Genomic DNA, 15,308 nt, shown 5'->3' with positions numbered 1-15,308 from the left:
ATGCCGAGCCGAGGGGAACGCGATGATTTCCGATGATCCGCTCTGGTACAAGGACGCCATCGTCTACGAGGTGCACGTCAAGGCCTTCTTCGACGCCAACAACGACGGCATCGGCGACTTCGCGGGACTGACCGAGAAGCTCGACTACCTGGAAAGCCTGGGCGTCACCGCGCTGTGGCTGTTGCCGTTCTATCCCTCGCCTTTGCGCGACGACGGCTACGACATCGCCGACTACAACAACGTCAATCCGGCCTACGGCACGCTGCGAGATTTCCGCCAGTTCGTGCGGGCCGCGCACGCCCGGGGCATGCGGGTGATCAACGAGCTGGTGATCAACCACACCTCGGACCAGCATCCGTGGTTCCAGCGGGCCCGGAAGGCCGGACCCGGCTCGTCGTGGCGCAATTTCTATGTGTGGAGCGACAGCGACCAGAAGTATTCCGGCACCCGCGTCATCTTCACCGACACCGAGGCGTCCAACTGGGCGTGGGACCCCGAGGCCAAGGCCTACTACTGGCACCGCTTCTTCTCGCACCAGCCCGACCTCAATTTCGACAACCCGCGGGTCATGAGGGCGGTGAAGAGCGCCATGAAGTTCTGGCTCGACGCCGGGGTCGACGGCGTGCGGCTCGACGCCATCCCCTATCTGGTCGAGCGCGACGGCACCAACAACGAGAATCTCGCCGAGACGCACGGCGTGGTGAAGCAGTTGCGCGCCTGGCTGGACAAGAACTTCAGCGACCGCATGTTCCTGGCCGAGGCCAACCAGTGGCCGGAGGACGTGCGCCCCTATTTCGGCGACGGCGACGAATGCCACATGGCCTTCCACTTTCCCCTGATGCCGCGCATCTACATGGCGCTGGCCCAGGAGGACCGCCATCCGATCACCGACATCCTGCGCCAGACCCCGGACATCCCAGACACCTGCCAGTGGGCCATCTTCCTTCGCAACCACGACGAGCTGACGCTCGAAATGGTCAGCGACCGCGAGCGCGACTATCTGTGGCGCTTCTACGCCGCCGATCCCCGGGCCCGCATCAACGTCGGCATCCGCCGCCGGTTGGCGCCGCTGCTGGACAACGACCGCAGCAAGATCCAGCTCTTGAACAGCCTGCTGCTCTCCATGCCCGGCACGCCGGTCCTTTACTACGGCGACGAACTGGGCATGGGCGACAATATCTTTCTCGGCGATCGCGACGGCGTGCGCACGCCCATGCAGTGGTCGCCCGACCGCAACGGCGGTTTTTCCAAGGCCGATCCGCCGCAGCTTTTCCTGCCCTCCATCATGGACCCGGTCTATGGCTTCCAGGCGGTGAACGTCGAAGCCCAGGCCCGCAATCCGGCCTCGCTGCTCAACTGGGTGCGCCGCCTGCTGACCGTGCGCAAGGCGCACCGCGCCTTCGGGCGGGGCAGCCTGACGCTGCTCTATCCGGGCAACCGCAAGGTGCTGGCCTACCTGCGTCAGTACGAAAGCGAAACGATCCTCTGCATCGCCAACCTGTCGCGCTCGGCGCAGCCGGCCGAGCTCGACATGTCGGGCTTCGCCAGACGGGTGCCGGTCGAGCTTTTGGGCAACAGCGCCTTCCCGCCGATCGGCGAACTGCCCTATTTCATCACCTTGCCGGCTTACGGTTTCTATTGGTTCCTGCTGGCCGAGGAGGCGGCGGCGCCGGTCTGGCACGAGGATTTCGCGAAGGCGGTTCCCGACCTTTTGACCCTGGTGTTGCCGCAGGGCTGGGCGAGCCTGGTCGCCGACGGCCCTCGCGCGACGCTGACCGAGCGCATCCTGCCCGAATACCTGAGCCATCAGCGGTGGTTCGCCGGCAAGGGCAAGACGCTGGTCAAGGTCGACCTGATCGAGCACGCCGAACTGCCCGATTCCCTGACCGGCTGGCTGCTGTGCCTCTTCGAGGCGACCTTCGCGGACGGCACCAGCCAGCGCTATTTCCTGCCCTTCGCGGTGGCCTGGGAAAGCATGTCCGACGATCCCCTGACGCAGCTTCTGCCGTCGATCCTGTGCCGGGTGCGCCGCAACGCCCGGGTCGGCGTACTTTATGACGCCATGGCCGACGGCGAGATGGTGCGCCGCCTGGTCGCCGCCATGGCCGAGGGCCGCGGCCTCGCCACCGCCGGCGGTCGCTTCGACTTCGCCGCGACCACCGCTTTCCCGGCCGGCGTCGACGTGAAGGCGATGGAGATTCGCCGCCTGGGGCGCGAGCAGAGCAACACCTCGGTCATCGTCGGCGAGGAGATGATCATCAAGGCCTATCGCCAGGTGCAGGTTGGCTGCCACCCGGAGATGGAGGTTGGCCGCTTCCTCACCGAAACCGCCGGCTATGCCCATTCGCCGCAGTTGCTGGGGACCGCCGAATACCGCGCGACGGGCGGCGAGACGATGGCCTTGGCCGTGTTGCAGAAGTTCGTGCGCAATCTGGGCGACGGCTGGTCGTTCACCCTCGATCACGTCGGCCGTCATCTCGAAGACGCCCAGATCGTCCAGCCCGAGGCGGGGACGGCCGGCGGCGAAGGCGACCCGCACGCCCTCTTCCTGCTGATGGCGGGCCGCCTGGGCGAGCGGACCGCCGAGCTGCACCGGGCCTTCGCGCTCGATGTCGGCGATCCGGCCTTCGCCCCCGAGCCGACGGGCGCGGCGGATCTCCGGGAATGGTCGCGCCAGGCCGTCGGCCAGGCGCGCGACGCCTTCGCGGCACTCAAGCGGGCGCGCTCCGCGGCGGGGCCGGGATTGCAGGACGACATCGACCGCCTGCTGGCCCGGCGCGACGATATCCTCGCTCGCCTGAAGGATCTGGCGCCGTCCCGCCTCGATGCCGTCCGCACCCGCCTGCACGGCGACTTCCACCTGGGCCAGGTGATCATCGCCCAGGACGACGTGCAGATCCTCGACTTCGAGGGCGAACCGGCCCGCCCCTTGGCGCAGCGCCGGGCCAAGGGTTCGCCGCTCAAGGACGTGGCCGGCATGCTGCGCTCCTTCAATTACGCCAGCTGGGCCGCCCTTTTCGAACACGCGGCGGGGCAGCTCGATTTGCTGGAGAAGCTGCGTCCGCTGGCCACCGAGTGGGAGCGCCGGACGGCCGAAACCTTCCTCGCCCATTACCAGGCCGTCATCGGCGACTGCCCGTCCTATCCGGCCGACGCCGCCGGACGGGCCCGCATCTTACGGCTGTTCCTGTTCGAGAAACTGTTCTACGAGATTGGCTACGAGGCGGCGAACCGGCCGGACTGGCTGCGCATCCCCCTGGCCGGCTTGACCCGCCTGCTGAATGAAACGGAGCCGGTGTAATGCCCCAATCCCTCGACCGTAACGCCCTTAATGCCCTGGCGTCGGGCGATCACGCAGACCCCTTCGGCGTGCTTGGCATGCACGAAGCCTCGGGCGGCCGCCTCCTGGCTCGGGCCTGCCTGCCCGGCGCCCGTTCGGTGGCGGTGGTGGACGCCGCCGACGGCACGACCGTCGCCGATCTGCCCCGCATTCACGACGCCGGCATCTTCGCCGGGCCGTTGGGCAAGCGGCGCCAGCGCTTCGCCTATCGCCTGCGCGTCGACTGGAACGGCGAGGTGGTGGAGGCCGAGGACGCCTACCGCTTCCCGCCGGTCATCAGCGATTTCGACCTGCACCTCCTGGGCGAGGGCAACCATCTCAGGGCCTACGAGGTGATGGGGGCCCATCCCCGTACGCTGGAAGGCGTCGCCGGCGTCGCCTTCGCCGTCTGGGCCCCCAACGCCCGGCGGGTCAGCGTGGTCGGCGGCTTCAACGGCTGGGACGGCCGGCGCCACGTCATGCGCCTGCGCCACAGCTTCGGCATCTGGGAGATCTTCGTTCCCGGCATCGGCCCCGGCGAGCCCTACAAGTTCGAGATCAAGGCCGGGGATGGCCGGCTGCTGCCGCTGAAGACCGATCCTTACGCGTTTGCCGCCGAAGTGCCGCCGAAGACGGCCAGCGTCGTCGTCGCCGCGCAACCCTTCGCCTGGACCGACGAGCTGTGGCGCGGCCGCCTCGGCGAGACCAACGCGCTCGACGCGCCCGTCTCGGTTTACGAGGTCCATCTCGGCTCCTGGCGGCGCAAGCCCGAGGAGGGGAACCGCTACCTGACCTACCGCGAGCTGGCCGGCGAACTGGTTCCCTACGTGCGCGACCTGGGCTTCACCCACATCGAGCTGATGCCGGTGTCCGAGTTTCCGTTCGACGGCTCGTGGGGCTACCAGCCGATCGGCCTGTTCGCGCCGACCAGCCGCTTCGGTTCGCCCGACGATTTCCGCGCCTTCGTCGATGCCTGCCACGCCGCCGACATCGGCGTGCTGATCGACTGGGTGCCCGGCCACTTCCCGACCGACGAGCACGGCCTCGGCCTCTTCGACGGCACCCATCTCTACGAGCACGCCGACCCCCGCAAGGGCCGCCACACCGACTGGGGGACGCTGATCTACAATTACGGGCGGCGCGAGGTGGCGAACTTCCTGCTGGCCAACGCCCGCTACTGGATCGATTCCTTCCACATCGACGGCCTGCGCGTCGACGCCGTGGCGTCCATGCTCTACCTCGACTACAGTCGCAAGGCGGGCGAATGGGTGCCCAACCAATACGGCGGCAACGAGAACCTGGAGGCGGTGGCCTTCCTCAAACGCATGAACGAGGTCATCTTCGGCGAGAACGGCGGGGCGACGACGGTGGCCGAGGAATCGACCGCCTGGCCGATGGTGTCGCGGCCGACCTACCTCGGCGGTCTGGGCTTCGGGCTCAAATGGAACATGGGCTGGATGCACGACACCCTGCAGTACATGTCCAAGGAGCCGATCTATCGTCGTTACCACCCGAACAACCTGACCTTCGGCCTGCTCTATGCCTTCACCGAGAATTTCGTGCTGGCGCTGTCCCACGACGAGGTGGTGCACGGCAAGGGCTCGCTTTTGGGCAAGATGCCCGGGGACCGCTGGCAGAAGTTCGCCAACCTCCGGGCCTATTTCGCCTTCATGTTCGGCCATCCCGGCAAGAAGCTGCTGTTCATGGGCGCCGACATCGCCCAGGAACGCGAGTGGTCGCACGACCGCAGCCTGGACTGGCACCTGCTCGACGATCCCCTGCACGCCGGCGCCAAGCAGCTGGTGGGCGACCTCAACCGGCTGTACCGGGCGGCGCCCGCCCTTTACGAGGTCGACTTCGAGCCGGCCGGCTTCTCGTGGATCGACTGCCAGGATGTCGACAACAGCGTGGTCAGCTTCCTGCGCCGCGGCAAGCGGCCGGAGGAGGTGGCGGTGGTGGTCTGCAACTTCACGCCGGTGGTCCATCACGGCTACCGCATCGGGGTGCCGAGCGGCGATTTCTATGTCGAATGCATCAACACCGACGCCGCCGACTACGGCGGCAGCGGGGTCGGCAACCTGGGCGGCGTCCAGGCCGAGGCCGTGCCCGCCCACGGCCATCCGTGGTCGGTCAACCTGACCCTGCCGCCGTTGGCCGTTCTCATCCTGCGGCCACGCGGCATCGAGGGACAAGCATGAGCGCAAAGCGCATGCGGGTGTGGCCGGGCAGTCCGTATCCGCTCGGCGCCAACTGGGACGGCAAGGGGGTCAATTTCGCGCTGTTCTCGGAAAACGCCGAGAAGGTCGAACTGTGCCTGTTCGACGAACACGGCGATCGCGAGATCCAGCGCATCCAGCTTCCCGAATATACCGACGAGACGTGGCACTGTTATCTGCCCGACGCCCGCCCCGGCCAGATCTACGGCTATCGGGTGCACGGCCCGTATGCGCCGGACAAGGGACACCGCTTCAATGCCAACAAGCTGCTGATCGATCCCTACGCCAAGGCCCTGGTCGGCGGCATCCGCTGGCACGACGCCCTGTTCGGATATCGCGTCGGCGATCCCAAGGAGGATCTGTCGTTCGATTCGCGCGACAGCGCCAAGTACACCTACAAGTGCCGGGTGGTCGACACCGCCTTCACCTGGGGCAACGACAAGGCGCCGGGCACGCCGTGGGAGCAGAGCATCCTCTACGAGGCCCACGTGCGCGGCCTGACCATGCGCCATCCCGAGGTTGCCACCGAGAACCGCGGCACCTTCGCCGGCCTGGCCACGCCGGCCGTGGTCGACTACCTGCGCGGCCTCGGCATCACCGCCGTCGAGCTGTTGCCGGTTCACGCCTTCGTCGACGAGCACCGTCTGGCCGCCAAGGGCCAGCGCAACTACTGGGGCTACAATTCCATCGGTTTTTTCGCGCCGCACCCCCTCTATCTGGCCGAGGGCGGCCTCGGCGAGTTCAAGACCATGGTGCATGTCCTGCACGACGCCGGCATCGAGGTCATCCTGGACGTCGTCTTCAATCACACGGCGGAAAGCGATCGCCTGGGACCGACGCTGTGCTTCCGCGGCATCGACAACCGCAACTACTACCGCCTGCAGGGCGACAACTACCGCGATTACCTGGACTTCACCGGCTGCGGCAACAGCTTCAACCCGCACCATCCGCGGGTCTTGCAGCTGGTCATGGATTCGCTGCGCTTCTGGGTCCAGGAGATGCACGTCGACGGATATCGTTTCGATCTGGCAACGACACTGGCCCGCGAGTACGACCAGCAATATCACGTGCACGCCGGCTTTCTCGATGCCGTCCGCCAGGACCCGGCGCTGTCCAGGGTCAAGCTGATCGCCGAGCCGTGGGACCTGGGCGAGGGCGGATACCGCCTGGGCGGCTTTCCGCCGGGCTGGGCCGAATGGAACGACCGCTACCGCGATACCGTGCGCCGCTTCTGGCGGGGCGACGCCGGCCAGCTTTCGGAACTGGCCACCCGCACCACCGGTTCCAGCGACCTGTTCGAGCGGCGCGGCCGGCGGCCGTGGGCCAGCATCAATTTCGTCACCGCCCACGACGGCTTCACGCTGAACGACCTGGTCAGCTATACCAAGAAGCACAACGAGGCCAACCAGGAAGACAACGTGGACGGCACCAACGACAATTTCAGCGCCAATTGCGGCGTCGAGGGGCCGACCGCCGATCGGGCGATCTCGCGCGTTCGCTTCCAACAGATGCGCAACTTCCTGGCCACGCTGCTGGTGTCCCAAGGCGTTCCCATGCTGGTGGCCGGCGACGAGTTCGCCCGCAGCCAGCTCGGCAACAACAACGCCTACTGCCAGGATTCCGAGATCAGCTGGATCGACTGGAACGACGTCGGCTCGGAAGGCCGCCAGTTGCGGGAGTTCGTCCGCTTCCTCATCGCGCTGCGCCGCCGCCACGTGGTCTTCCGCCGTTCGCGCTTCTTCCATGGCGGCATCATCCCGGGCACCGAGATCAAGGACATCACCTGGCTGCGGCCGGACGGCCGCGAGTTCGGCGAAGCCGACTGGCGGACCCCGACCAACCACTGCATCGGCTTTCTGCTGAGCGGCGAGGCCGGCGATTACCATCTGACGTCGGCCGGCGAGCCCGAACCGGACGTCACCTTCCTTGTCGTGCTCAACGCCGGCGACATCGAGGTCTCCTTCCGGCTGCCCAACGCCTCCGGCCCCGGCGACTGGGCGTGCGTCGTCGACACGGCGGCCGATCCGCCCACCGGCGGCGGCCCACGGGTGGCGAGGGGCGGCAGCGTGACCGTGCCGCCCCGCACCTTCCTGATGTTCGAATACGCCAGCACGGATGCCGCTTAAGGCAAGGGGCGGATCGCCATGACCGACGACCCTTCCCATCCGGCATCCCCACCCGGCCCGTTCCTTGCCCGGCTGGCCGAAGCCGTCGGCATCGGGCCCACCTACCGCGACATCACCGGGCGGGTCCATTCCGTCGCCGCCGGGCCGCTTTCCGCCCTGCTGGCCGGCCTCGGCCGGCCGGCGGCGGACGAGGCCGCCGCCGAGGCCGTGTTGAGGGCGCTCGAGGCCCGGTGGGCGGAACGGGCACTCGATCCGGTGCGGGTGGTCGTCGCCGGCGAGGGCGCCGTCGCCGTCGACGCCCTGTTCGCGGCGGCGGCCGGCAACGTCCGGCTCGACTGGCGGCTGGAATTCGAAGACGGCGGCGGGCGCGCCGGGTCGGCGCACCCTGGCGAACTGGCCGGAGGCCGGACCGAGGGGCCGAACGACGAACCGCTGCTGGCGGTGCGCCTCGACCTCGGGGCGGGGCTGCCGCTCGGCTATCACCGGCTGTGCCTGGACGGTCCGGCGGTGGCCGGGCGCAAGGGATGCACGCAGACCCTCATCGTGGCGCCGGCCCGCTGCCACCTGCCGGCGGCGTGGGAAGCCGGCGGCCGCGCCTGGGGCATGGCCGTCGAGCCCTATGCGCTGCGTTCCGCGGGCGATTGGGGGATCGGCGACTTCACCGCGCTGGCCGACCTCGCCCGCGCCGCCGGCGGCCTCGGGGCCGGCGCCGTCGGAGTGACCCCGCTGAACGCCCTGTTTCCGGCCAGGCCCACCCACGACAGCCCCTATTACGGCTCGAACCGCGGATTCCTCAACGCACTCTTCATCGATGTCGAGGCGGTGCCCGACTGGGCCGACGACCCGGCCGCTCGGCAACGCTTCGCCGGGCCTGCCTTCGCCAGGACGCGGGACGCCCTGGCCCGTCTGGAACTGATCGACTACGAGGGGGTGGCGTCGCTCAAGTTCGACGCCCTGCGCACCCTGTTCGCCGGGTTCAGGGTGCGCCATCTGGAGGGCGGCAGCGAGCGCGGCGCCGCCTTCCGCGATTTTGCGCGCCGCGGCGGCGGGGAGCTGGCGGCGCACGCCGCCTTCGACGCACTCAGCGCCGCCCTCGGTCCCGACTGGCGAAGCTGGCCGGCCGACTGCCGGCGGCCCGACGGCGCCGGCGTGGCGGCGTTTTGCACGACCGAGCCCGAAGCCGTCGACTTCTTCCTCTACCTGCAATGGGAAGCCGACCGCCAGCTGGCGGCGGCGGCCGAGGCGGGCCGGCAGGCCGGCCTTACGATCGGGCTCTATCGCGATATCGCGCTGGGGGCGTCGCCGGACGGGGCGGAAGCGTGGATCCACCAGGATTCGCTGGTGTTCGGCGCCGAGATCGGCGCGCCGCCCGACGCCTTCAATCCGGACGGCCAGGGCTGGGGCCTGCCGCCGTTCGATCCGCATGCCTTGGGCGAGGCGGCCTATGCGCCGTTCATCGCCCTCCTCAGGGCCAACATGCGCCATGCCGGCGCCGTGCGCATCGACCACGTGATGGGGCTGGCCCGCCAGTTCTGGATTCCGGCCGGGGGCTCGCCGGCCGAGGGCGCGTACATGCGCTTCCCGCTGGAGGACCTGCTTGGCATCGTCGCCCTGGAAAGCCGGCGCCATGGCTGCGTCGTCATCGGCGAGGACCTGGGCACCGTTCCCGACGGCTTCCGCGAACGCCTGGCCCAGGCCGGCATCCTGTCCTACCGGCTGCTTTATTTCGAGCGCGGCGACGGCGGGTTCACGCCGCCGGCCCACTATCCCCAACTGGCGCTGGCCGCGGTCGCCACCCACGACCTGCCGCCGCTGCCCGGCTACTGGAGCGGCCACGACATCGAGACGCGGGCCCGGCTCGGCCTGCTCGCCTCTTCCGGGGCCGAGCGCGCCGCCAAGCGCGAGCGCGTCGAGGATCGCACCGCGCTCGCCGACGCCTTGCACGCCCATGGCGGGCTACCCGAGGGCGGCCATCCGTCGCCCGACGACATCGCGCTTTCCGCCTATCGCTTCCTGGCCCGCACGCCGGCCCATCTGCTGATGGTTAGGCCCGAAGACGTGCTGGGGCTCGTCGAGCAGACCAATCTGCCGGGCACCCGCGACGAGCACCCCAACTGGAAGCGCCGGCTGCCGCTGACCGTCGAGGCGCTGATGGCCGATCCCAGGCTTCGCCGGCTGGCCGCCATGCTGGCCGCCGAAGGCCGGGCCGGGCCCGGTATGGCGCCCCTAGCCGTCGACCCCGGTTCGCAGGGCGACGGCGACCGGCAGGACTGACAGCAGGTCGGCGACGGCCAGCCGGCCATCGCTGGCGGCGGTCGGGTGTGCTCCGGTGAAAAGATGGGACCACGCCCCCGAAGCGAGGTCGTCAGGCAAAGCGAGCGCGGTGTCTCCCCAGGCGTCGGCACCGAGAGGGAAGGGCCGCCCGGTATCGCTGAGGCGGAAGGCCAGGCGGGGCACCGCCACCAGAAGCGCGGCGCCGGCATTCCGCCGCACAAAAGCGACCACGTGATCGGCCTTTCCGCCGGCCACGGTTACCGCTTCGTAACGGCCTTCCGCAAAAAACTCGGGGTGCTCTCGCCGGATGGACAGCAGGCGCCAGAGGACGAACAGCTTGATGCGGCCGTCCGGCCAGGTCCGCAGCAGGTCCGCCACGCCGTCGCCGATGGCCATTCTCGACAGGTCGTCGAGCAGCCGGCGCCGGAGGCCGAAATCGACGGGGCGCCGGTTGTCGGGGTCGACCAGGCTGAAGTCCCACAGTTCGCCGCCCTGATAGAAGTCGGGCACCCCCGGCGCCGTCAGCTTGAGGACGGCCTGGGCCAGCGCATTGACGGCGCCCAACTCCGCCACCCGCCGGTGGAAAGCCCGGAAGTCGTCGAGGAAGAGGTTGCGCCGCCGGCCGTCCAGCAGGCGGCCGATGAAGGTGGCCAGCGCCGCCTCGTAGGCCTGATCGGGGTCGATCCAGCTGGAATGGACCTTGGCCTCGCGCACCGCCTTGGCCATGTAGGCGACGATCCGCTCGCGGAACGCGTCGAGCGCGTCGGCGTCGAGGGGCGCCGCGCCATGGAATTCGGCCGGCCAGGCGCCGACCAGGGCTTGGTAAAGCAGGTATTCGTCGTTGGCGGCGGGGGCGGGGCGGCCGTCCACGTCGACCCGCAGGCGGCGCGTGAGGGTCCGCCAGCGCCGCACCCGGTGCTCCCACAGGCCGGGAATCTCCGACAGGGCGTCGATGCGCGCCCGGGCGTCCTCGCCGCGCTTGGTGTCATGGGTGGCGGAGGCCAGCATGGCATGGGGCCAGGCGCGGGCCCGCTCCTGCATGCCATGGTGGAAGGCCGAAGCGGTGGTGCCGAAACGGGCCGGTTCGCCGCCCACCTCGTTCAGCGAGATCAGCCGGTTGAACCGATAAAACGCGGTATCCTCGACGCCCTTGGCGGTGACCGGGCCGGTGTACTGCTGGAACTTCATGGCCAGGCGCCGGACCTCGTTTCGCCGGTAGGGGCCGTGCCGGCCGGCCGCCAGGTCGGTGGTCAGCGCGGCGTGGACGAAATCGAAGACGCTCTTGTCGGCGCGGCGGCTGCGTCTGCGGGCCAGGGACAGCGCCCAGTCGAGGTCGCGGCGATCGTCGGCGGTCGCCCCCCGGGCGTCGACATAGGTACGATAGACCGGAAAACAGGCCGCCACCTCGCGCAACGCCTGGCGCAGGCCGACCAGGGTGTGGTCGCGGGTCAGCCAGCTCATCTCGGCCAGGCGGTTGAAGCCGTTGGCCAGCACGCGAAGTTCGCTGGCCAGCTCCAGGTCCATGACCTGGCGCCGGCCCTCATGGGCGACCTCGTCGAAGTCGGCCGGTCCGCCGACGAGGCGCCGGTAGACCTGCGACAGCGGCCGCTCGGAAGCGGCATCGACGAACAGGCCGTTGACCCGGTTGAGGAAATCGTAGCCGGTGGTGCCGGCCACCGGCCAGTCCTCGCGCAGGCGCTCGTGGCCGGCCAGGATCTTCTCGACGACGACGTAGAACGGCCGCCCGTCGGGCAGGCCGGCGGCGGCGCGCGCCCGCGCCTGCAAACGCTCCAGGTACCGGCGGGGGTCGAACAGGCCGTCGACGTGGTCGATGCGCAGGCCGTGGATGCGGCCTTCGGCGATCAGGCGCAGGACGAAGGCGTGGACGGCGTCGAACACCGCCGGCACCTCGACGCGCACCCCGGCCAGGTCGTTGATCTGGAAGAAGCGGCGATAATTGATCTCCTCGGCGGCGACCCGCCAGAAGGCGAGACGGTAGGACTGGCTTTCGAGCAGGCGGTGCAGGGGGCCGAAACTGGCGGCATCGCCGGGCGTGCCGTTAAGGCGCGCCACCGCCGCTTCGACGTGGCGGGCCAGGGCGGGGTGACGGGCGACGGCGGCGGCCAGGCGCTGCTGGAGCGAGCGGGCCTTCTCGCGGCGGGCGGCGCGACCGCGGGCCGAGCGGGCCGGACGCCGGAGATCGTGAAAGCCGGCGGCGATCGGTTCGATCTCGCGGCCGCCCGAATCGGCGTCGGCGGCGAGAGTCCGGACGGCGGCATCGAGAAGGCCGGCGTACTGGCGCGGCGAGATGGGAAAGCGATGCCCGTAATACCACACCGAGAACGAGCCCTCGCCGGCGTCGAAGGACAGCCGCAGTTCGCCGGCTTCCAGCACCCGGCCGTAGTGGTCGCCGAGGACGGGCAGCAGCACCTTGCCGCGCAGCGCCGCCTGGGCGGGCCGCCAGTCGATGTCGAAGACCTCGGCGTGGGGCGATTGGCGGCCCCATTCCAGGACGTCGAGCCACCACGCGTTGTCGGCCAGGCCCACCCCCATGTGGTTGGGCACGAAGTCGAGGATCTGGCCCATGCCGCGCTCCGTCAAAGCGTCGCAGAGGGCGGCAAAGGCCGCTTCGTCGCCGACCTCGGGGTTGAGCGCGTTGTGATCGACGATGTCGTAGCCGTGGGTGCTGCCGGCGCGCGCCTTGAGATAGGGCGAGGCATAAAGATGGCTGATGCCGAGCCGGTCCAGGTAATCGACCACGGCTTTCGCGTCGGCGAAGCCGAACCCGCCGTGGAACTGCAGGCGATAGGTGGCCCTGGGAATGGCGGGGATGTCGGCGGCGCTCATGCCGGCCCGGCCGTGGCGTCCGCGAGGAAGACGGCGGTCGACCACGCGGGAAGCGGCGTCCCCGGCTGGCCGATGTCGTCTTCTGTGGCGAACAGCCGCCGCCCGCTCGCACGCGGCGGGGTCTCGGGGGTCGGTTCGGCGGCAAGGTTGACCATCATGGTCAGCCGGGCGCCGTCGCCCAGCCGCCAAGCCACCATCAGGCCGGCCCCGGCCCGCCAGAGCACGCGCCCGGCGGCGGCGCCCGCCAACCGATGCGCGATCTCGTAGCGGCGGAGCGACAGCAACTGGCGGTGCAGGTCGAGCCACCCCAGGGCCGCGGCATCGTCGGCCGCCGGGCGCACCAGCACCGAGCGGCGGAAGGTTTCCTCGGCGGTGGGATCGGGAATGCGCTCGCGGGCCGCCTCGTCGCGGAAGGCGGGAAAGTCGGCGAACTCCCGCCGCCGGCCGTCGCGCACCGCCGCCTTCAGCGCGTCGCCGAGGTCGCAGAAGAAGAGGAACGGCTGCGCGGCGCCCCACTCCTGGCCCATGAACAGCAACGGCACCGCCGGGGCCAGCAGCAGCGCCACCGTGGCCGCCCGAAGCGCCTCCGGCGGCGCCAGCGTGCCCAGCCGGTCGCCCAGCGCCCGGTTGCCGATCTGGTCGTGGTTCTGCACGAAGCCGACGAAGGCGGTGGGGGGCAACTGCGCGCTGGCCTCGCCGCGCCTGCTTTTGAAATAGGGACTGGCCTCGCCCTGATAGGCGAAGCCCTCGGCCAGGCAGCGGCCGAGGTGGGCGGCGGCATCGTCGCCGAAGTCGGTGTAATAGCCGTGCGTTTCCCCGGTCAGCAGCACATGGAAGGCGTGGTGGATGTCGTCGTTCCATTGGGCGGCGTAATGGCGCGGCCGGCCGTCCCCCCCGCGCTCCAGGTAATGGGCCTGATTGAGGCCGTTCTCCAGCACCAGATGGACGTGCCGCCCGGCCCCCGGACCGGCCTTAACGGCGTCGGCCAGCTCCTCCAGGATGTCGGGGCGGGAGCGATCCTCGATGGCGTGCACGGCGTCCAGGCGCAGGCCGTCGAAGCGGTATTCCTCCAGCCAGTAGAGGGCGTTGTTGACGAAGAAGTCGCGCACCGGCCGGCTGTCTTCGGTATCGAAGGCGATGGCCGCGCCCCACGGGGTCTGGCGGGCGGGGTCGAAGAACCGCCCGGCATAGGCGGAGAGGTAATTTCCCTCGGGGCCGAAGTGGTTGTAGACGACGTCGAGGAAAACCATCAGGCCAAGCCCGTGGGCGGCATCGACAAGGGCCTTCAGGTCGTCGGGCCGGCCGTAGGCGGAATCGGGGGCGAACAGGCCGACGCCGTCGTAGCCCCAGTTGCGCCGTCCCGGGCAGTCGGCCACCGGCATCAGCTCGACGGCGGTGACGCCAAGCTCGGCCAGTTCCTCGAGGTGGCGGGCGGCGGCGGCAAACGTGCCCTCGGCGGTAAAGGCGCCGACGTGAAGCTCGTAGAAGACGCTCTCCTCCCACGGACGGCCGCGCCAGTCGGAATGCCGCCAGGGATAGGCCAGCGGATCGATGACCTCGCTGGGGCCGTGCACGTCGGCCGGCTGGAAGCGCGAGGCGGGATCGGGTACGGCCTGGCCGCCGTCGACGCGGAACCGGTAGTGGCTGCCGGGGCCGGCGTCGGGGAGCCGCGCCTCGCGCCAGCCGTCTTCGAAGGCGGCCATCGGCACCTCGATGGTCCCTTCCTCCGCGCTGCGCTCGATCAGCAGGGAAACCTCCTCGGCGTCCGGCGCCCACAGGCGAAAACGGGTTCCCCCGGCGCCGGTTTCGGCACCGAACGGCATACGATGGATGAAACGGCTCACGGCGAACCTCCCTCGAGGCGGTCGGACGGCGTCCCTTCTCAAATGGGCCGGTCGGGGAGCCTACGCGAGCGCAAATCCGTAGAGGGCGGCGGCATTATCCGTGAACAATCTGCGCTGCTGGGCGGCTTCCGCGAGGTGCTGGTCGACAATCCGGCGGCGTTGTATGGTTTCCCCGCCTGAACGGATGCCGGGCTGACGGCATCCGGCCGCACAAAGGAGCACGCCCATGGCGACGTCCATTCTTCTTCTGAACGGCCCCAACCTCAACCTGCTGGGAACCCGCCAGCCCGAAATCTATGGCCGCGAGACGCTGGCCGATGTCGAGAAGCGCTGCGTCGAGCACGGCCGCAAGCTCGGCCTCAAGGTCGTCTGCAGGCAGAGCAACAGCGAGGGCGAGCTGGTGACCTGGGTCCAGCAGGCGCGCGGCAAGTTCGCCGGCATCGTGCTCAACGCCGGGGCCTACACCCACACCTCGGTCGCCCTCATGGACGCCATCTCGTCGGCCGAGATGGCGGTCATCGAGGTTCACCTGTCGAACATCCACCAGCGCGAAACCTTCCGCCACCTGTCCTACATCTCCAAGGTCTCGGTCGGCATGATCTGCGGTTTGGGCTCGCAGGGCTACGATCTGGCGCTGGAGGCCTTCGCCAAGCGCCTGAAGGCGAAGCCGGCCAAGTAGGCT

Annotated in this window: 8 protein-coding genes; 5 read left to right on the top strand and 3 right to left on the bottom strand. The window is 69.6% G+C overall.

Features of this window, described 5'->3' with window-relative positions:
- Positions 1-22 precede the first annotated feature (22 nt).
- From treS to malQ, 4 genes are read left to right on the top strand one after another with little or no spacing between them, the layout of a single operon-like run.
- A complete protein-coding gene (gene treS / locus ODR01_RS01525) occupies positions 23-3,301 on the top strand; it encodes a maltose alpha-D-glucosyltransferase (protein ID WP_316975825.1) in 3,279 nt (1,092 codons plus the stop codon).
- The gene (gene glgB, locus ODR01_RS01520) at positions 3,301-5,517 is read left to right on the top strand and encodes a 1,4-alpha-glucan branching protein GlgB (protein ID WP_316975824.1); all 2,217 of its coding nucleotides are present in this window, start codon (positions 3,301-3,303) and stop codon (positions 5,515-5,517) included. Before treS ends, glgB begins: the two co-directional genes overlap by 1 nt.
- Positions 5,514-7,661 (top strand): glycogen debranching protein GlgX, encoded by a 2,148-nt coding sequence (gene glgX / locus ODR01_RS01515; protein ID WP_316975823.1) that lies wholly within the window; start codon positions 5,514-5,516, stop codon positions 7,659-7,661. Before glgB ends, glgX begins: the two co-directional genes overlap by 4 nt.
- A gap of 18 nt (positions 7,662-7,679) precedes the next feature.
- Complete coding sequence (gene malQ / locus ODR01_RS01510) at positions 7,680-9,935, top strand: 4-alpha-glucanotransferase (protein WP_316975822.1); 2,256 nt, start codon at positions 7,680-7,682, stop codon at positions 9,933-9,935.
- Here the strand turns inward: malQ and treY are convergent.
- From treY to ODR01_RS01495, 3 genes are read right to left on the bottom strand one after another with little or no spacing between them, the layout of a single operon-like run.
- Entirely contained in the window at positions 9,888-12,782 is a 2,895-nt protein-coding gene (gene treY, locus ODR01_RS01505) for a malto-oligosyltrehalose synthase (protein WP_316975821.1), read from the bottom strand. The two genes, malQ and treY, sit on opposite strands and share 48 nt — an antisense overlap.
- Positions 12,779-14,626, bottom strand: coding sequence for a malto-oligosyltrehalose trehalohydrolase (gene treZ, locus ODR01_RS01500; protein WP_316975820.1), 1,848 nt, complete (start codon positions 14,624-14,626; stop codon positions 12,779-12,781). The genes treY and treZ overlap by 4 nt, the downstream gene beginning before the upstream one ends.
- Before the next feature lie 60 nt (positions 14,627-14,686).
- Positions 14,687-14,866: a hypothetical protein gene (locus tag ODR01_RS01495; RefSeq protein ID WP_316975819.1), complete on the bottom strand. Its 180-nt coding sequence runs from the start codon at positions 14,864-14,866 to the stop codon at positions 14,687-14,689.
- Here ODR01_RS01495 and aroQ point away from each other — a divergent pair.
- The gene (aroQ, locus tag ODR01_RS01490; RefSeq protein WP_316975818.1) at positions 14,853-15,305 is read left to right on the top strand and encodes a type II 3-dehydroquinate dehydratase; all 453 of its coding nucleotides are present in this window, start codon (positions 14,853-14,855) and stop codon (positions 15,303-15,305) included. The genes ODR01_RS01495 and aroQ overlap by 14 nt on opposite strands.
- The last annotated feature ends 3 nt before the right edge of the window (positions 15,306-15,308 follow it).

The organism is Shumkonia mesophila (assembly GCF_026163695.1).
Classification (GTDB): Bacteria; Pseudomonadota; Alphaproteobacteria; order Rhodospirillales; family Shumkoniaceae; genus Shumkonia; species Shumkonia mesophila.
This window is presented reverse-complemented; position numbering and strand designations above follow the sequence as displayed.

What these genes read in the sequence shown, in the direction of transcription:
- treS (WP_316975825.1), top strand. Translation starts at nt 23, where the DNA reads ATGATTTCCGATGATCCGCTCTGGTACAAGGACGCCATCGTCTACGAG.
- glgB (WP_316975824.1), top strand. Translation starts at nt 3,301, where the DNA reads ATGCCCCAATCCCTCGACCGTAACGCCCTTAATGCCCTGGCGTCGGGC.
- glgX (WP_316975823.1), top strand. Translation starts at nt 5,514, where the DNA reads ATGAGCGCAAAGCGCATGCGGGTGTGGCCGGGCAGTCCGTATCCGCTC.
- malQ (WP_316975822.1), top strand. Translation starts at nt 7,680, where the DNA reads ATGACCGACGACCCTTCCCATCCGGCATCCCCACCCGGCCCGTTCCTT.
- treY (WP_316975821.1), bottom strand. Translation starts at nt 12,782, where the DNA reads ATGAGCGCCGCCGACATCCCCGCCATTCCCAGGGCCACCTATCGCCTG.
- aroQ (WP_316975818.1), top strand. Translation starts at nt 14,853, where the DNA reads ATGGCGACGTCCATTCTTCTTCTGAACGGCCCCAACCTCAACCTGCTG.
- ODR01_RS01495 (WP_316975819.1), bottom strand. Translation starts at nt 14,866, where the DNA reads ATGGACGTCGCCATGGGCGTGCTCCTTTGTGCGGCCGGATGCCGTCAG.